Below are 16,924 nucleotides of genomic sequence, written 5' to 3'. Positions count from 1 at the left end.
GATTATTTGGAAAGCTTCTGATGCAGGTCGTGAACTTTGGCGGCGATGCGGTCTTCCACACTGTCCGCCCAGCCGGCTGCGGCTTCGTAGCCGCCTTCTTTGAGGACACGCAAGCTGGGAACGTAGCCGGTGTAGTCATTGGAATAACCGGCCACCCAGACACCGGCGGCACCGGCGGCACCGGCAAACTCACGCTTGAAGCGCAAGGAGTAGTCCACCACTACCTCGCTGCCGAGGGTGATGAATGTCAGATCATTGCCCAGCTTGATGACCTGCACCGGGTAGTCATGGTCTGCACGCCCCGCCTTGGCGTAGCTGAGCTTGATCTCCTCGTAGGCAGCACGGATCGGTCCCTGCACAGGGCGAGGATTGACGACGAGAGCCATTTCAACGGCGTTGGAAAGCGAACGGCCATGCTGCATGGAAAGCTCCAGATCCGTGACCCCGGGAACCACGTCGCTGCGGCGTGGATACGGGTTCTGATCGGCGCCGCAGCCCATCAAGAACAGCGCTGTGAAGCCAGGGCGGTGCTCCTGCAGGTATTCCTGAGCAAAGCCTGCGTAGTCGCCGCACCAGTTGTAAAAGCCGAGGCTGGTGTTGTGACAGGCGTAGCCAAACAGGGTGGCTCGCAACGCGCCATCAGGCGCTTCGATCCGCAGGGCTGGCACGTCATGATCCACGGGGCCGTCCGGATTGGGCGCCTTGCCGGCGTTGGGATGATCTGGCGGCAGCGTGTAATCCCGACGGCGATTCATCGCGAAACCACAGCGCGCCTTGTTCCAGGTGAGGCGAGCTGGCTGCATATCTGCCAGCGCTTTGCCGATCAGTCCAACGAGGTCGTTTTGCAGGTTCTGCGTGTATTCCCACAAATCTTTAGCCTTGAGATTGTCCTTGTCTGCATCCGTCAGAGGTGTCGTGCGCAACGAAGGACCACTGTGCGTATGCGAGGCGTTCATCACCAAATGGGCAGGCGGCAGCCCAAACTCCTTCTCCGCGCGCTGCGCCACATCATGCCTGAGAAGCTGCGGCACGCCGATGAGATCGAGCGTGACAAACACCAGCTTGTTTCCCTGCTCGTCCTGCAGCGCCAGTGCCTTGGCAAACAGATCCTGCACCTTGCCTTCGGCAGGTTTTTTACGCGCCGCGTACCCGGCCATCCAGAGAAGCTTCTGCGGCGTCACTTTGACCGTGGCCGTGCCAGCTTTCCAATTCGCCGGCACATGAGGTGCCACGGATTTTGCTGGTGCCGGCGGTGACAAAGGCGTGGCTCCGGGCGGTGCGGCAAGGACGGCACTGGCACACAGAATGACGAGCGAAAAAGCACGGAGCGACATGCACAAACTACGGGCGCACCCACGTTGTTTGTTCAGTCTGCACCCATCTTTCATGCGCCTAGCCTCCGTCCTCACACCGCTCAGCGATCACCATCTGGCCCTCGCGGCGCAATGCGGCGTCGAAGAGATTACGGTGCGTTACCCAGGGGCGGAACTGGAGCCTCTGCTGCAAACCAAAGCACAAATCGAGCGCCACGGCATGAAGCTGGGCATCATCGAAGGCTATCTGCCCATCGAGAAGCTCAAGCTCGGCAAGGACGACGGGAGTGACATGTCGGCGATGAAACGGCTGCTTGAACACATGAGCGAGGCTGAAATCCCGCTGCTTTGCTACAACTTCATGGCCGGTACCGACTGGGTGCGAACCAAACTGGATGCCAGGGAGCGTGGCGGAGCGCTGGTGACCGCCTTTGATCTCAAAGAAGCGCAACAGGCCATGTCTTTGAACTCGGCAGCAATTCAGGCTGGCGGCGAAACCATCACGGCAGACGCCCTGTGGACGAACTTGGAGCGCATGCTTGCCGAACTGCTCCCCGTGGCAGAAAAACACGGCGTGACGATGGTCATGCACCCCGATGACCCACCGCTGGCCGAATTCGCCGGCAAGGCGCGCATCATGAACAGCGTCGAAAACTTCGAGCGGCTCATGCGCCTCTCACCGAGCAGGCACAATGCGATCTGTTTCTGCCAGGGCACCTTTGCGGAGATGGGTGCCGACATTCCGGCCGCCATCCGCCGACTCGGCAAGCACATCCGCTACGTTCATTTTCGCGATGTGCGTGGCAACGCAGCGTGTTTTGCCGAGACGTTTCATGACAACGGCCCCACCGACATGGTTGCCGCCATGCGCGCCTATCACGACATCAGCTTCACCGGCCCCATGCGTCCCGATCATGTGCCGCAGCTCGACGGCGAGGAAGAGGGCGAGCCCGGCTACACCATGATGGGCCGTTTGTTCGCCTATGGCTACATGCGCGGGCTGATTCAAAGCGTTCAAGCCGGCCAGCCAACATCCTGACATGAAGCCATCCAACCCGAATCACGGCTCTCTTCCTCCGTGGAAGTCCGACGATCTTCCCGCGCCTCTGCCATTCAGTTGGCGCAATGCGCTGCGCACCATCGGGCCGGGAGCCATTCTCCTCGTTGGAGCCATTGGGATGGGCGAGTGGATCGCGGGGCCGTTGTTTGTGGTGCAGCACGGACGCAGTGTGCTGTGGATCGCGACGCTGGCATTTGTGCTGCAATCACTGCTGAATCTCGAAGCGGTACGCTACACGCTCTACACGGGCGAGCCGGTGCTCACGGGCTTCATGCGGATGCGACCGGGATCACGGGTGTGGGGCGTGTTTTATGCGCTCGGAGGCTTTGCACAGCTCGGCATGCCAGCGGCGGCGGCTGGATGCGCAGGTGTGGCGTTTGCGATGATGCAAGGGCGTGCACCGACGGATGCCGATGCGCCGACTGTGACGTGGATCACGGTAGCGCTCGTATTGATCTCAGCTGTTGTGCTCGCCTCGGGCAAAAAAGTCGAGCGGCTGCTGGAACGGTTGTCGTGGATGATGATCATCTTCATCTTTGGGTTTCTGCTGTGGGTGAACTTCACTTTTGTACCACTCAAGGACTGGGGCAGCACGCTGACAGGCTTCTTCTCGTTCGGAGTGGTTCCTGAGAAGGTCGATTTCGTGATGCTGGCAGTGTTTGCAGCGCTCGCCGGCAGCGGCGGCATTGGCAATCTTGCCATCGCCAACTGGTTTCGTGACAAGGGCTTCGGCATGGCTGCCAAAGCGGGCAACATGGGGGGCGTGTGGAGCACGGAGCAGACACTGGCCCCCGTAGGCAGCGTATTTCCGATCAACGCGGAAAATTTGAAGCGCTGGCGCGACTGGTGGCGTTACGCGATCATTGATCAATCCGGGCTGTGGATGCTGGGATGCATCGTGGGTATGTTTTTGATGGTGAACCTGGCCTCGTCTTTGTTTCAACCCGGCATGCAGGTCACCGGCGTTGCGGCGGGTGTGTTTCAAGCGGCGGAGATGCGCAAGCTGTGGGAGGGCTTCTGGATTCTCGGCCTCATGAACGGCTTCTGGATTCTGTTTTCGACGACGCTGACGAATGTGGATGTGCTGGCCCGCGTGGTGGCGGACATTGCATGGGCGGGCGGGGCGGTGCCGAAGCAAATGCCGGTGGGGCGGCTCTATGGCCTGCTGCTGCTCGGCTTCACGGTATTTGCATGCTTCGGCGCATTCCTTGGCGATGCGAAACTGCTGCTCATGATTCTCGGGGCCACCGCCGCACCCATCACGGCCTTCTCAGCGCTGCAAATCCTGCATCTCAACACCACGCTGCTGCCGCGTGAGCTGCGCCCGCCCCTGTGGCGCAAGATCGCGCTCGTCCTGTGCGCCTTGTTTTACGGCTTCATTTCATTCGCCATGTTCCGCCAGATTTTCTCCCACTGATCCACGCCATGTCACGCATCACCGCCATCGAAACCGCCATTCCGTCCGGCATCATGCCAAATCTGCTGCTCGTCCGCATTCACACGGAGGACGGGTTCATCGGCTGCGGCGAGACGTATTACACGCCGCATGCCATCGCAGCATTGATTCACGATTGGATGGCAGAGCGCCTGCTCGGAGCCGATGCGCTGGCGATTGAAGCGCACTGGCGCTTCATCTATGAGCGCTGCACGCCGTTTGGGCATCCGGGCGCGGAGATGCGGGCGCTGTCGGCCATTGATCTCGCGCTGTGGGACATTCTTGGGCAGGCCTGCAACCAGCCGGTGTATCGCCTGCTCGGTGGGCCGGTGCGTGACGCGATTCCAGTGTATAATACGAGCGGCGGTCCGAGTTACGGCGCGCTGGCGGGGGCCACGGAAGCGCCACGTCATCCGGGCTGGCCGGGTTATGGTGACATCGGCAGCAAGGGACCGCTGCAAGACAACTGGGCCTCTCATTTTGCCGCCGGTGACCTCGCTGAGGAACTGCTGGCTGAAGGCATCACCGCGATGAAGCTGTGGCCATTTGATCGTGCGGCACATCGCAACGGCGGTCTGCACATCTCATGGGCCGATGTCGAGGAAGGCATGAAACCCCTGCGGGAGATTCGCAGTCGTGTGGGCATGAAAATGGACATCGCCATCGAAGGGCACGCGTTTTTCCAGCTCCCGGCGGCGGAACGCATCGCCGAAGCTTTGCGCGAGATCAAACCGCTCTGGCTGGAAGACGTGCTGCGCGTGGACAACGCGGCCACGCTGGCCGATTTCCGTCGTCGGAGCGGTCTGCCCATCGCGGCGAGCGAGATGCTGCTCGGGCGCAAAGAATATCTGAGCGTGCTGCAAGCACAGGCCTGCGACTACTGCATGGTCGATCCCACCTGGAACGGCGGCATCAGCGAAACCCGCCGTGTCATCGACATGGCGCAGACCTTCAACGTCCCCGCGACGATTCACGACTGCACCGGCCCGCTCACGCTGTTCAGCGGCCTGCATCTCGCGGCGTCATCGGCCAATGTCGTGTTTCAGGAGACGGTCCGGGCGCACATCCGCTCGTTCTACGACAAGCTGGTCGATACGCTGCCCGTCATCGTGAACGGGAAGGCCCAGCTGCCCACGGGAACGGGCCTGGGCACAAAGCTGAAGGACGAGCTGTTCCGTGAAGGAGTGAACGGGTGGAGGAAGAGCGTGGCGAAGTAGCCCCCCCCTTCACAGCTTCGATTTCATCCACGAGTAGAAGCTCGCGCCAATCTGGGCATAGCCGACGGGATTGGGATGCACACCATTGTTATTCGGATAGCCATCGACAGGATCGAGGTTGAGCTCCGTGGGGACAATGAAGATGCCGTCCTTCTCGCGGTCGGAGAGACGCTTGAGCATGAGCTGCACGATGCGGTGCTGGATGCGCTTCCAGCCCCAGCGCGGATACTTGTCCTTGTAGTTCGCTGTGAAGCCTTCCTGACGCGCATTCGGCGGTGTAGTCAATCCCACTGCGAGTTTGGCATTGGGCGCAGCCTTGTGGAAGGCAGCGAGGAGCTTGTCCGCGTGGTCGAGCACCTCGTTGATCTTGGCATCTGGGTTGTTCGGATCAGCCCCGAAGCAGTCATTGATGCCAAGCAGAAAGGTGACGACATCGGGCGGCTGATTATCGCAGTGCTCCTTAAAATAGCGCAGCAGGTCGAAGTCGCCTTTTTTGCCGTCTGCCGAGGGGAAGATGAAGGGGCTGGTGGCCTTGCGTGCGAGCGGACCTGCTGCGACTCCGGGAGTCTCCGGAGCGAACTTGATGAGGAAGTCAGACCACTTCCACCCGCCGTAACCTTCATGCGCAACACCAGGCTTGGCACCTGCCGGCTTGTGCGTACCGAGCAGTGTGGCCTTGGGATTACCCGGCAGAGCTAGCAGGCGGGCGATTTCATTCGGATAAACCGAGGCGTGAGTGAGGCTATCGCCAACAACGAGAAGACGCAGCGGTTTGGTGGAGGACGATTTGCGCGGAGAGATGTGCAGGGTGGTCTGCCCCTGTTCCAGCACTTTGCCGCCGACATCCTTGACGGTGACTGCGAGGGGGTAGTCGCCGATGTCCTTGTCAGAAGGCGTGACGGTCCAGCGGCGATCTTCGCTGGCGCCCAGCTTGCATTTGAACTCAAAGCGGTAGTCCTCGGGCTTCTCGGTGAGAACGATGTTGTCGTAGTAGATGCTGATCGGCACGTCCGGCGTAGCATAAACCACTGGCGGGAGAGTAAGCTGGAGATCTCCGGCGTTTGCGAGGGGAACGAACAGGCAGAGCGCTGCTACAAGAAGGTGGCGATGGGAGTGCATAGAACGATGAGGCGTGGCGGAGTGCTGCGGACTGAAGTCCTCGCTCCATTACGGCGCACCGCAGGCAAATCGTTCCATGAAGCGCACAATGGCAGAAATGGAGAGCTGCCCGCCTGGAGTGGCCGGAAAGAAATCCATGCCATGCGTGCCCCAGGGCATCTCGATGAAACAATGCTCTTCACTCCCGGCGAGCCGCTGGTGAAAGCGGCGGCTGTGGCCAATGCCGACGAGGGAATCCTGCGAGCCATGCAGAATGAGCGTGGGCAGGCTGCGCTGATCAAGAAACTCTGTGGCCGAGGCGGTGCGGTAGGCTTCTGGCACCTCGTGAGGATCCCCGCCCATGTACTGACGCACGAGTGTCAAAGAATCCAAAATATCATTCGGCACCGACCACTCGCGGGCGAGGTACATGTTGGGCGTGCCATAGACATCGATGCAGGCGCAAAGTTTCAGCTCTGGCATGCCGTAGGCGCAGGCGGCGGCAATCTGCGCACCCGCGGAGCGTCCCATGAGCACGATCTGATCTGTGCGAATGCCCAGCTCTGCCGCATGCGCACACACCCATTCATAGGCGCGGCGGGTGTCTTCCGCCTGAGCCCGCCAGGGGTGCTTTGGCGCCAGACGGTAGCCGTAGGAGCACAGCACGTAGCCATGAGATGCCAGCTCCGTGTTTGCACTGGTGAACTCGCCGGGATCGCCACTGTCCCAGCCGCCGGTGTGGGCGATGAGCAGGCAGGGCAGCTCCTTGCCCACGCCCTGCGGCCGGTAGATCACCACATCGAGCGACTCCTCCCCTTCCCGCCAGAAGGTGCGACGCTCGCTCTGCACCTGATACTTCTCCGCATGCACCGGCTTCCAGAGGCGCAGCCAGGAGAAGCGCAGCCCCTGCGCTGCGGCAATGCGATGTGCCTGCAAGGCGGGGATGAAGAACACCACGGCAAGCAGCAGGCAAAAAACGGCCGGCCAGCGAGAATGCTGAAGAGCAGGATAGATGAGCACCAAGCTCAGCAGAGCCAGCCAATGGCCCAGCTCCGTGGTGGCCAGCTGCAACTGCCACTGCCAACGTGTCGGTGACATGAGCCAGGCGTTCAGCGCCAGCAGAGACAGAAGGATGAGTGCCAGTAAGAGGGCCACGAGTTTCACAGATCATTCACCATCCGCTCCGAGCGCGCTTCTGGATTCATGAATCTCATAAAAAAAGGTGCGGATCGCGAGATCCGCACCTTTTTCATGGAACTGGATTCCGGATCAACCCGCGATGGTGAAGACCTCGCGTGCGTCGGCGATGCTGCCGGTGAGGGCGGCGGCGGCGACCATGATGGGGCTCATGAGAACGGTGCGCCCGGTGGTGCTGCCCTGACGGCCCTTGAAGTTGCGGTTCGAGGAGGATGCGCAGAGCTGGTCACCGACGAGCTTGTCAGGGTTCATGGCCAGGCACATGGAGCAGCCTGCGCCGCGCCATTCAAAGCCGGCCTCGCTGAAGATCTCATGCAGACCTTCCTGACGGGCAAGGGTATCGACGATCTGGGAGCCAGGAACCGCGATGGCCTTGACGCCAGCGGCCACCTTGCGGCCTTTGATGAACTTCGCCACTTCGCGGAAGTCGCTGAGACGGCCGTTGGTGCAGGAACCGATGAAGGCGACGTCGATTTTGGTGCCTTTGATCGGCTTGCCAGCGGGCAGTTTCATGTAGTCGAGCGCGTCCTGGATGGAGATGCGGGCGGGCTCGGTGGTGGCGCTATCAGGAGTCGGCACGTTTTCTGTGACGGCGATGGCCTGGTCAGGGCTGGTGCCCCAGGTAACCGTGGGCGGCACATCTTCGGCCTTGATGTTCACCACATCGTCATAAACCACGTCCTTGTCCGAGGCGACGGCGCGCCACTTGGCCACGGCTGCGTCCCAAGCCTCGCCGGTGGGGGAGTAGGGGCGGCCCTTGAGGTATTCGAAAGTCTTCTCGTCAGGATTCACGTAGCCGCAGCGTGCACCGCCTTCGATGCTCATGTTGCAGACGGTCATGCGCTCTTCCATCGTCATGGCGTCAAACAGGCTGCCGCCATACTCATAGGCGTAGCCGATGCCGCCATTGGCACCCAGCAGGCGGATGATGTGAAGGATCACATCCTTGGCATACACGCCGGGGCGGAGCTGGCCGTCCACATTGATGCGGCGCACCTTCATCTTGCCCAGCGCCATGGTCTGCGTGGCCAGGATGTCGCGCACCTGGGTGGTGCCGATGCCGAAGGCGATGGCTCCGAATGCGCCGTGGGTTGCAGTGTGGCTGTCGCCGCAGGCGATGGTGGTGCCGGGCTGGGTGATACCCTGCTCGGGCCCGACGACGTGGACGATGCCCTGCTTGCCGCTGGCGAGGCTGAAATAGGTGATGCCAAACTCCTTGGCGTTCTTGTTCAGCTCCTGGATCATGGCCTCGGCCAGAGGATCGGCGAAGGGGGAAACCTGGCTGTCTGTCGGCACGATGTGGTCCACCGTGGCGAAGGTGCGGTGCGGGTAGGCCACCTTGAGGTTCAGGTCGCGCAGCATGCCAAAGGCCTGGGGGCTGGTCACTTCATGGACGAGATGCGTGTCGATAAGGAGCTGTGTCTGGCCATTGTCGAGGGTGCCGACGACGTGCGAGTCCCAGACTTTTTCAAAGAGTGTTTTGCCCATGTTGCTTGCGGATTGGTGGTTTGGAGGACGGTCAGCCTAGCACGCCCGGCGGAGGGTGCAAGAATGCCTCTTGGCTTTTGCCACCGGACCTGCCAGCATCCGCGCCCATGAAATGGCTGAAAAATCTCTATGTGCAGGTGCTCGTCGGAATCGTGCTGGGCATTCTGATGGGGGCCTTTTGGCCAGCGGAGGCCGTTCCGCTCAAGACCCTGGGGGTGGCCTTTGTGAATGCGGTGAAGATGCTGATCGCCCCGATTATCTTCTGCACGGTGGTGCACGGCATCGCCGGCATGGGAGATCTGAAAAAGCTGGGCAGCGTGGGATGGAAGGCACTGGTCTATTTTGAAGTGGTCACCACGGTGGCGCTGGTCATTGGCCTGATGGTGGCGCGAGTGGTGCAGCCGGGGTCTGGCATGCACATGAACCCGGCGGAGATCGTGCTGAGCGCTGAAGACCAGAAGGATTTCGACACCTACACCAAGGCGGGTGAGAAGGTGACCGTCGTAGGGCACCTGATGCAGATCATCCCCAAGACCTTTGTGAGCGCGTTTTCCGAAGGGGAGATCCTCCAGGTGCTGCTCATCGCGATTCTGTCCGGAGTCGCGCTTGCCCGGATGGGCCACCACGCCAGGCCGGTGGTGGACCTGCTGCATGCCGTCTCGCAGATGTTTTTCGGGATTGTGGGCATCGTCACCAAGGCCGCGCCGCTCGCCGCTTTTGGAGCGATGGCTTTCGTCATCGGCAAATACGGCTTTGGCGCGCTGGGCAACCTCATGCTGCTCATGGGCTGCGTGTATCTCACCTGTGTGCTGTTTGTCTTCGTCGTCCTAGGAGCCATTGCCTGGTGGAACGGCTTCAGCCTGTGGAAGGTGCTGAAGCACATCAAGGAGGAGCTGCTGCTCACCCTGGGGACTTCGTCCTCGGAAGCCGCGCTGCCGGGCCTGATGCGCAAGATGGAGAAAAGCGGCTGCTCGCAGGGGGTTGTAGGCATCGTTTTGCCGGCGGGCTACTCCTTCAATCTGGACGGCACCAGCATCTACCTGACGATGGCGGCACTGTTTGTAGCACAGGCCACAGACACCCCGCTCAGCCTGGCGCAGGAGCTGGGTATTCTGGGCATTCTGCTGCTGACTTCCAAAGGCGCCGCAGCCGTCACAGGCGGCGGCTTCATCACACTCGCCGCCACGCTCGGGGCCACGCACACGATCCCGGTGGCGGGGCTGGCACTCATCCTCGGCATTGACCGGTTTTTGTCCGAAGCCCGGGCCATCACCAACCTCATCGGCAACACGCTGGCCATGCTGGTGGTGGCCAAGTGGGAAAACGAGTTTGATGCCGAGAAAGGGAAGATGCTGCTGCGGTGATCCTCACAGATCAATCTTCATCGGAGGAGGAGGCGCGAGCTTGAGCTTGGGCCCCTCTTCATCGGGAGCCTCGACGGCATCGACCGGGATGGCTTTGCGGATTGGTGTGCCGTCATCGTTCACGGGGGCGGCACGAGGAACGGCCTGCTCGGAGTTGTAGGGGTCGTCACCGATGACGGTGAGCGCCTTCATGCGAACCGGTTCGATGTGGACCCAGCGAGCTGTCGATGCGACCATTGGGGCGGCGCCAAAGCTGCTGACGGGGTTTTGATAGCCAAACTGCTTGATCTCGACCGGCAGCCCCTCGCCGGTATGCAGGTTGCAGAATCCTTCCAGCGGTGTGCCAGGTCGCAGGTATTCAAAGTAAGTGGAGCGCACGGATTTTTCGCGGCCATCGGGCCCCTTGATCTTCTCGTAGCAGTAGTCGGTGGCGCGCATGCCACTGCGCTGGCACATTTCCACCCGCTCCGCAGTTTGCGGCGGCTGGATCTCCTGCGGCACAAAGCGTGTGGCGCTGGCATTGATCATATCCACCCAGACCGGCAGTACAATGCGGCTGGAGAAGGCACCGGGATAGATGGTCTTCTGCTTGTCAAAACCCGCCCATACTCCGCAGGTGACTCCCGATGTGTATCCCAGGAACCAGAGGTCCTTGAATTCGTAGTGCGTCCCGGTTTTGCCGCCTGCGACAAACTCACCCAGCTTGTAGTCGCTGACCGAAGGGCTGCCAGTGCCCCGATGCAACGCATCCACAAGGCATGTATGCGTCTGATATGCAGCGATGGGGTCCATGCTCTGCACGCTGCGCAGGGCGGCCTCGGAAATTTGAAACACCGCCTTGTCGTTGTTGTCCGTGATGCGCTGAATGAGATTCAGCTTCTGCGGGCGGCTGCCCAGCGTGGGGAAATTGGAATAGGCCAGGCACATCTCGCTCAGGCGTGCTTCGCTGGCCCCGAGAAAGGTGGAGGGGTAGTCACGCATTTCAGAGCTGATGCCGGCTTTTTGCGCCACCTGCTTGACCATGGGTACACCCACGCGCTCGCCCAAGCGCACCGTGGCGGAGTTGCGGCCCTGGACCAGAGCCTCGCGCGAGCTCATGGGGGCCTGGGTCCACTTTGGATTGTCCACTTCGGCCCCCCATTCCCCGAGGATCCCGGTCAGCCCGCCGATCATCACACGGCGGTTGTCCAGAGGGGCGTCATCGACCTTGGTCCCGGGATAGAGCCCGGGGCTGCTGAAAGCAGCCGCATAGACGAGCGGGGTGAAGGCCGTGCCCACCGGGCGCACTCCATCCGTGGCGCGGTTGAACTGGCTGTCACCAAAATCACGTCCTCCGACCATGGCCAGAATGCTGCCATCTTTGTTGTCGATCATCATGGCGGCAGCCTGCAGATACTCTGGAAGCGGCTTCGGGGTGGCGGGGTCGATTTCGCCACGCCTCATGCGTGCGCGGTAGTCGGTCATGATGGCACGGAACTGGGCGAAGGTCTGGTGCTCGTAGCCCGGGCGTTTTTCGACCTCAGCCAGCCGCTTGCTGACAGCCTCCTCGGTGGCCTTCTGCAGATCCTGGTCGATGCTGGTGTAGATCTTGAAACCGCCGATGGAGGCACGCTCCTCACCCACCAGATCCACGACCTCCCTGCGCACGGCATCAAAGACATAGCTCAGCCGGGGGTCAGAGCTCTGCGGCGCTGTCACGAGCGGCTTCTTTTTGAGCTTTGCCGCCTCTTCCTTGGTCAGCGTGCCTTCGATGGACATGCGTTCGAGCACGTAGTTGCGCTCCTTCATGGCACGCTGGGGATGCTTGACCGGCTGGATGTTGTTCGGGCTCTTGATCAGTCCCACAATGGTGGCTGACTCCTCGACAGTGAGCTCTTTGACGTCCTTGCCAAAGTAGCCGCGCGCCGCCGCCTGCACGCCGTAAAAATTCACCCCGAAAAAGATGCGGTTCAGGTATAGCTCCAAAATCTCCGTCTTTGAAAAGTGCTTCTCGATGCGCTGGGCGATGAAGGCCTCGAGGATCTTGCGCTTGTAGCTGCGTTCGAGAAGTTTGAACGTCTGCCTGGCAAGCTGCTGTGTGATGGTGCTCGCCCCCTGCGTGACCTCACGGGCCACGATGTTTTCCTTCACCGCACGGAGCAGACCGATGTAGTCGACCCCGTCGTGCTTGAAGAAGCGTGAATCTTCCTGTGCCACGAGGGCGTCGATGAAATGCTGGGGCACATCCGTGACAGGCACCGGAGTGCGGTTCAGCACGTAAAGGCGGGCCATTTCATCGCCATCACGGTCAAAGATGATGCTCGCAGATTCCAGCTTTTTGAGCTCTTCGAGATCATACTTCTCCGCATCCCGCCGCAGCGGCGCCACGATGACACTGTAAACGCCAAACGCTGACACCAGGCAGAGCAGGGCAAAGGCCACCAGCGCACTGAACCAGCCACGGCGGTAGAATGGCAGTTTAAGGCCGGCTTCGCCACGCCAGTTGCGTACAGGCTGGGGATCGGGATCATCACGGAACATGGCTAGGAAGAAAGTAGGGTGGTAAAACTACCCGCCCTTCACATTCCGCGCCAGTTCTTTCCCGTGCATCGCATGTCTTCCCTGCCCCAGATTCTCCGAGAAAAACTCTCCGCCACGCCATCTGGCAGGCTGCCCTTTGCACAGGTCATGGAACTGGCGCTCTATCATCCTGAGCATGGTTATTATGGCCCAGGGCCTCGCAAAATCGGCCGCCAGGGCGATTTTTTCACCAGTGTCAGTGTCGGCCCCTTGTATGGAAAACTGCTGGCCATGCAGGCGGTGCAGGAGTGGCGGAAACTGGGGGAGCCGGAAGCATTTACGATCATCGAACAAGGGGCGCACGACGGCCAGCTGGCCGAGGATGTCTTGGACGCCTTGGAGGGCGAGCGCCTGCGCTACCTGATCGTGGAGCCGAACCCGAACTATCGTGAAGCTCAGCGCAAGCGCCTGGGTGGGCGGGTTGCATGGGTGGAAAGCCTTGAAGCGCTGAAAACGGGCCCCCGCCATGGCTTTTTTATCTGTAATGAGCTGCCGGACGCCTTCCCGGTACATCTTGTGCGCTGGAACGGGGAGCGCTGGGAGGAGCTGTTCGTCGAAGCGGACGGCGCTGAAAGTTTTCGATTCATCCCGGGTGCCTGCTCGTGCGCAGAGCTCGAAACGGAGGTGAAACACCTGCCGCAGGATCTCGAAACCGGTCATACCTTGGAAGTCAATCTTGCCATGCATGAGTGGATTCGCACCCTGGCCCAGGCGGCATTTCAGGGAACCGTCTTCATCGCCGACTACGGGCTCGATGCGGACGAGTTCTTCGCCGACTCACGCGCCAGCGGGACCATCCGCCGTTACAAGCAGCACCAGATGGACGGCCATGTGCTGGCAGACCTCGGCAGCTGCGACCTCACCACGCACATCAATTTCACGCGCCTGATCGATGAAGCCGAACGGTGCGGCCTTGTTCAGCGTGACTATGACCTTCAGGGCAGGCTGCTGGGCCGCATGGCGACGAGATGGCTTCAGAGCCTCGAAGGAAGGCCGCCTGACGCCGCCACCATGCGCCAGTTTAACTCACTCACCCACCCGGCCCTGATGGGCAGATCTTTCCGCTGCCTTGTTTTGGAGAAACCAATCCGCATTTGAGGCGTAGGGAGTGTATGCGCATCGGAATCACAGGAGCCACGGGATTCATCGGCCGTCACCTGACCTTATTGGCTCATGCCCAAGGACATACGGTGGTGACCTACTCGCGCGGATCACGAGCAGTGCCTGGGGCGGATGAACACCGACAACTCCCTGCCAATGCCCCCCATGCTTTGCCGGAGACGCCCCTGGATGCCCTGGTCCACCTGGCAGGCGAGTCTCTCATGGGCCTCTGGACCCCGGGCAAGCGAGAACGGATCTGGAAAAGCCGCGTGAATTTCACCGAGGACATGGTTGCGCATCTGAGCACATGGAGGGCCGAAAACCGGCCCAAGGTGCTGTCATGCGCCTCAGGGGCCGGATTTTATGGCAACAGCTGCGCCGCTGAGGTGGACGAGAGCTCGCCGCGCGGCGCAGGCTTTCTGGCGGATGTCTGTGCCAGCTGGGAGATGGCGGCGCACCGGGCAGAGGGGCTCGGCATGCGTGTCATCACCCTGCGCACAGGCATGGTGCTGGGCAGCGATGGCGGAGCATTCCCACTGCTGCGGCGGGTGTTTGCCTGCGGTCTCGGCGGCAGGCTGGGGTCCGGCCGGCAATGGATGTCCTGGATACACCTTGAAGATGCCTTGCAGCTCCTGCTCCAGGCGACTGGCTCCGAGGCTGTCAGCGGCCCGGTGAACCTTTGCGCCCCACAGGCGGTGACGAATGCCGAGTTCACACGAACGCTGGCGAAGGCGCTGCATCGCCCCGCGTTTTTTCATGTGCCAGCGTTTGCGCTGAGGCTGCTGCTGCGCGGCATGGCGGATGAAATGCTGCTGGGAGGACAGCGAGTGATTCCACAGGCGGCCAAGCGCATGGGCTACCGCTTTGTGCACCCGGACATCTCCGGAGCATTTGCCGCGCTGGTCTGAACGCGAAGTTTGCGGTGGCCTGGACAGCATTCGTCAACCACTGTCCACAACCGCAAAAACACCGCAAACTCCAGCATGGCATCCCAGCAGACAACCATAGGCCTCATCTACGACTACGACCAGACTCTCAGTCCGACGTACATGCAGGATGAGACGCTCTTTCCCCGGTTTGGGATCAATCCAGAGCAGTTTTGGAAGCGCAGCCGTGAACTGGTCAACCAGGAGGGGTATGATGGAGAGCTGGCCTACCTCAAGTGCATGCTGGACTATCTGGACATGGACCGGCCGACGAACGAGGACCTGCGAAAACTCGGCTCCAAGCTGAACTTTTTCAAAGGCGTGCCGGAGCTTTTCAACGAGCTGAACCAGGTGCTGAACGAGCAGCACCGGCTGCTGGGCGTGAAGATCGAGCATTACATCATTTCCAGCGGTCTGAAGGCGCTGCTGGACGGCTCTGCCCTGGCTCCGTTTGTGCGGCGCATCTTTGGCTGTGAATTTGGCGAGGACAAAAACGGCCGCATCACCTTCCCCAAGCGGGTGATCAGCCACACCACGAAAACGCAGTACATCTTCCGCATCAACAAGGGCATGCTGGAGCCTTATGAAGATGTGAATGACCACATGGCCCATGAGCTGCGCCCCATCCCCTTCCAGCACATGATCTATGTGGGCGACGGCCCGACGGACGTGCCCTGCTTCACCCTCATGAAACGCTACGGCGGCCATGCCGTGGCCGTTTACAACCCTGACGAAGTCAGCCGCAGCAGCTTCCGCAAATGTTACCAGCTCACCGGGCTGGCAGACCGCGTGAAGCACATCGCCCCAGCGGACTACCGCCCCGGCAGCCACCTGCGACTGCTGCTGGAGGAAATGATCACCGACATCGCGGACGGCATTGTGCGCAAGAGGCGCCAGGAAATCGAGGAGGGCACGGTGTCAGCGCCGCACTTTTAGTTCACGGCGATGCCCTTGGAGCGCATGTCACGGAACCATTCCACATAGGCGGGCACCCCCTGTGCGATGGTGGTTGTGGGCTTGAACCCGAGCAGGTCCCTGGCTTTGCTGACATCGGCAGAGGTTAGCGGCACATCTCCAGGCTGCTCAGGCATCTGATTGATGACAGCCTTCTTGCCGACGGCTTGCTCGATGTTGGCGATGAGCTCATTGAGCGTGACCGTCTGAGAGCCGCCGAGGTTGAAAATGTCACAGATGGGGCCGGTGCGGTAGTTGAGCGCACCAACGATTCCATCGACGATATCGTGGACGAAGGTGTAGTCGCGGGCGGTGCCACCTTCTCCGTATTTGTCGATGGGCTTTCCGTCCTCGATGAGGCGGGTGAATTTGGAAATGGCCAGGTCAGGGCGCTGCCGAGGGCCATAAACGGTGAAAAAGCGCAGGGCGACCGTCTTGATGCCGTAGAGATGGCTGTAGTTTGAGCACATCTGCTCACCGGACATCTTGGTCATGGCATAGGGGCTGATGGTCTGGAGGATGGGATCGGCTTCGGCGAAAGGCACTTTTTTGTTCACGCCATAGACCGAGGAACTGCTGGCAAAGACAAAATGCTTCGTCCCGGTGCGCCGTGCGGCTTCAAGGAGATGAAACGTACCTTTAATGTTTGTGTCGATGTAGAGCTCAGGCTGCTCAATGGAGGGGCGCACCCCCGCACGGGCAGCGAGGTGGATGACTGAGTCAAAACGGCCCACATCAAACGTTTCGTGAACGAACTTCGGATCTGAGATGTCCCCCTCGCGAACGGTGACTTTCGAGCCCAGCGAGCGGAGATTTTCACGCTTGATCGAAGGATTGTAATAATCGTTAAAACTGTCCAGGATCGTAATCTGCCCAGCCCCCTCTTTGACGAGGCGCTCGACGGTGTGGGAGCCGATGAAGCCAGCTCCGCCAGTGACAAGAATGTTCATGCTTAGAAAGGGCCTGGGAGTCTGGATTGCAGACCACCAGATGACCAACTAACGAGCAATGGCCGGACAATTGCAAGGCATCAGGAGAAAGGGATTGACGCAAGGGGGCGAAATTCGCTAAATAATGGGAATTCACCGAATCATCTAATTTTCCGTCCCTGACCCATGAGCGAACCCGAAAACACGCCACCGCCAACACCACCCTCAGGCTCGACACCGAAAACCGCTGCCGTCCCCTTGAAGAAAGAGACGGTGCGTATCA

Annotated in this window: 13 protein-coding genes; 7 read left to right on the top strand and 6 right to left on the bottom strand. The window is 60.7% G+C overall.

The genetic code is table 11. The features are described from left to right. Positions 1 to 2: 2 nt before the first annotated feature. Positions 3 to 1,334, bottom strand: a complete 1,332-nt coding sequence (locus tag ACFQDI_RS00475) for a neutral/alkaline non-lysosomal ceramidase N-terminal domain-containing protein (RefSeq protein ID WP_377162267.1) — start codon at positions 1,332 to 1,334, stop codon at positions 3 to 5. Positions 1,335 to 1,386: 52 nt separating this feature from the next. Between ACFQDI_RS00475 and ACFQDI_RS00470 the strand changes: the two genes are divergently transcribed. Genes ACFQDI_RS00470 through ACFQDI_RS00460 form a run of 3 tightly spaced genes read left to right on the top strand, consistent with a single transcriptional unit; the run spans position 1,387 to position 5,025 of the window. Continuing rightward, positions 1,387 to 2,352: a mannonate dehydratase gene (locus ACFQDI_RS00470; protein ID WP_377162265.1), complete on the top strand. Its 966-nt coding sequence runs from the start codon at positions 1,387 to 1,389 to the stop codon at positions 2,350 to 2,352. A 1-nt stretch (position 2,353) separates the two neighbouring features. Then, positions 2,354 to 3,790 carry an Nramp family divalent metal transporter gene (locus tag ACFQDI_RS00465; RefSeq protein WP_377162263.1) on the top strand — a complete coding sequence of 479 codons (1,437 nt, stop codon included), beginning with the start codon at positions 2,354 to 2,356 and terminating at the stop codon, positions 3,788 to 3,790. Positions 3,791 to 3,798: 8 nt separating this feature from the next. Beyond that, on the top strand, positions 3,799 to 5,025 hold the full coding sequence (locus ACFQDI_RS00460) for a mandelate racemase/muconate lactonizing enzyme family protein (protein ID WP_377162261.1): 1,227 nt from the start codon (positions 3,799 to 3,801) through the stop codon (positions 5,023 to 5,025). 9 nt (positions 5,026 to 5,034) lie between these two features. Here ACFQDI_RS00460 and ACFQDI_RS00455 read toward each other — a convergent pair whose 3' ends face one another. From ACFQDI_RS00455 to leuC, 3 genes are all read right to left on the bottom strand, one after another. Next, positions 5,035 to 6,144 carry an SGNH/GDSL hydrolase family protein gene (locus ACFQDI_RS00455; RefSeq protein ID WP_377162259.1) on the bottom strand — a complete coding sequence of 370 codons (1,110 nt, stop codon included), beginning with the start codon at positions 6,142 to 6,144 and terminating at the stop codon, positions 5,035 to 5,037. Between the two features lie 48 nt (positions 6,145 to 6,192). Further along, the gene (locus tag ACFQDI_RS00450) at positions 6,193 to 7,221 is read right to left on the bottom strand and encodes an alpha/beta hydrolase fold domain-containing protein (protein WP_377162257.1); all 1,029 of its coding nucleotides are present in this window, start codon (positions 7,219 to 7,221) and stop codon (positions 6,193 to 6,195) included. Between the two features lie 171 nt (positions 7,222 to 7,392). Continuing rightward, the gene (gene leuC / locus ACFQDI_RS00445) at positions 7,393 to 8,808 is read right to left on the bottom strand and encodes a 3-isopropylmalate dehydratase large subunit (RefSeq protein WP_377162255.1); all 1,416 of its coding nucleotides are present in this window, start codon (positions 8,806 to 8,808) and stop codon (positions 7,393 to 7,395) included. A 107-nt stretch (positions 8,809 to 8,915) separates the two neighbouring features. Between leuC and dctA the strand changes: the two genes are divergently transcribed. After that, positions 8,916 to 10,172: a C4-dicarboxylate transporter DctA gene (gene dctA, locus ACFQDI_RS00440; RefSeq protein ID WP_377162253.1), complete on the top strand. Its 1,257-nt coding sequence runs from the start codon at positions 8,916 to 8,918 to the stop codon at positions 10,170 to 10,172. 3 nt (positions 10,173 to 10,175) lie between these two features. Here the strand turns inward: dctA and ACFQDI_RS00435 are convergent, their stop codons facing one another. After that, positions 10,176 to 12,692 (bottom strand): transglycosylase domain-containing protein, encoded by a 2,517-nt coding sequence (locus ACFQDI_RS00435; RefSeq protein ID WP_377162251.1) that lies wholly within the window; start codon positions 12,690 to 12,692, stop codon positions 10,176 to 10,178. 72 nt (positions 12,693 to 12,764) lie between these two features. On the opposite strand from ACFQDI_RS00435, the gene ACFQDI_RS00430 reads away from it, so the two are divergent. From ACFQDI_RS00430 to ACFQDI_RS00420, 3 genes are all read left to right on the top strand, one after another. Beyond that, a complete protein-coding gene (locus tag ACFQDI_RS00430; RefSeq protein ID WP_377162249.1) occupies positions 12,765 to 13,829 on the top strand; it encodes a class I SAM-dependent methyltransferase in 1,065 nt (354 codons plus the stop codon). 14 nt (positions 13,830 to 13,843) lie between these two features. Continuing rightward, positions 13,844 to 14,740 (top strand): TIGR01777 family oxidoreductase, encoded by an 897-nt coding sequence (locus ACFQDI_RS00425; protein WP_377162247.1) that lies wholly within the window; start codon positions 13,844 to 13,846, stop codon positions 14,738 to 14,740. 75 nt (positions 14,741 to 14,815) lie between these two features. Next, entirely contained in the window at positions 14,816 to 15,694 is an 879-nt protein-coding gene (locus tag ACFQDI_RS00420; protein ID WP_377162245.1) for an HAD family hydrolase, read from the top strand. On the opposite strand, the gene ACFQDI_RS00415 is transcribed toward ACFQDI_RS00420, so the two are convergent. After that, positions 15,691 to 16,662, bottom strand: coding sequence for an SDR family NAD(P)-dependent oxidoreductase (locus tag ACFQDI_RS00415; RefSeq protein ID WP_377162243.1), 972 nt, complete (start codon positions 16,660 to 16,662; stop codon positions 15,691 to 15,693). The two genes, ACFQDI_RS00420 and ACFQDI_RS00415, sit on opposite strands and share 4 nt — an antisense overlap. Positions 16,663 to 16,924: the final 262 nt, after the last annotated feature.

Origin of the sequence: Prosthecobacter fluviatilis, from assembly GCF_042655725.1 — a bacterium.
GTDB classification, from domain to species: Bacteria; Verrucomicrobiota; Verrucomicrobiia; order Verrucomicrobiales; family Verrucomicrobiaceae; genus Prosthecobacter; species Prosthecobacter fluviatilis.
This window is presented reverse-complemented; position numbering and strand designations above follow the sequence as displayed.

What these genes read in the sequence shown, in the direction of transcription:
- ACFQDI_RS00415 (WP_377162243.1), bottom strand. Translation starts at nt 16,662, where the DNA reads ATGAACATTCTTGTCACTGGCGGAGCTGGCTTCATCGGCTCCCACACC.
- leuC (WP_377162255.1), bottom strand. Translation starts at nt 8,808, where the DNA reads ATGGGCAAAACACTCTTTGAAAAAGTCTGGGACTCGCACGTCGTCGGC.
- dctA (WP_377162253.1), top strand. Translation starts at nt 8,916, where the DNA reads ATGAAATGGCTGAAAAATCTCTATGTGCAGGTGCTCGTCGGAATCGTG.
- ACFQDI_RS00450 (WP_377162257.1), bottom strand. Translation starts at nt 7,221, where the DNA reads ATGTCACCGACACGTTGGCAGTGGCAGTTGCAGCTGGCCACCACGGAG.
- ACFQDI_RS00475 (WP_377162267.1), bottom strand. Translation starts at nt 1,334, where the DNA reads ATGTCGCTCCGTGCTTTTTCGCTCGTCATTCTGTGTGCCAGTGCCGTC.
- ACFQDI_RS00455 (WP_377162259.1), bottom strand. Translation starts at nt 6,144, where the DNA reads ATGCACTCCCATCGCCACCTTCTTGTAGCAGCGCTCTGCCTGTTCGTT.
- ACFQDI_RS00420 (WP_377162245.1), top strand. Translation starts at nt 14,816, where the DNA reads ATGGCATCCCAGCAGACAACCATAGGCCTCATCTACGACTACGACCAG.
- ACFQDI_RS00425 (WP_377162247.1), top strand. Translation starts at nt 13,844, where the DNA reads ATGCGCATCGGAATCACAGGAGCCACGGGATTCATCGGCCGTCACCTG.
- ACFQDI_RS00460 (WP_377162261.1), top strand. Translation starts at nt 3,799, where the DNA reads ATGTCACGCATCACCGCCATCGAAACCGCCATTCCGTCCGGCATCATG.
- ACFQDI_RS00465 (WP_377162263.1), top strand. Translation starts at nt 2,354, where the DNA reads ATGAAGCCATCCAACCCGAATCACGGCTCTCTTCCTCCGTGGAAGTCC.
- ACFQDI_RS00435 (WP_377162251.1), bottom strand. Translation starts at nt 12,692, where the DNA reads ATGTTCCGTGATGATCCCGATCCCCAGCCTGTACGCAACTGGCGTGGC.
- ACFQDI_RS00470 (WP_377162265.1), top strand. Translation starts at nt 1,387, where the DNA reads ATGCGCCTAGCCTCCGTCCTCACACCGCTCAGCGATCACCATCTGGCC.
- ACFQDI_RS00430 (WP_377162249.1), top strand. Translation starts at nt 12,765, where the DNA reads ATGTCTTCCCTGCCCCAGATTCTCCGAGAAAAACTCTCCGCCACGCCA.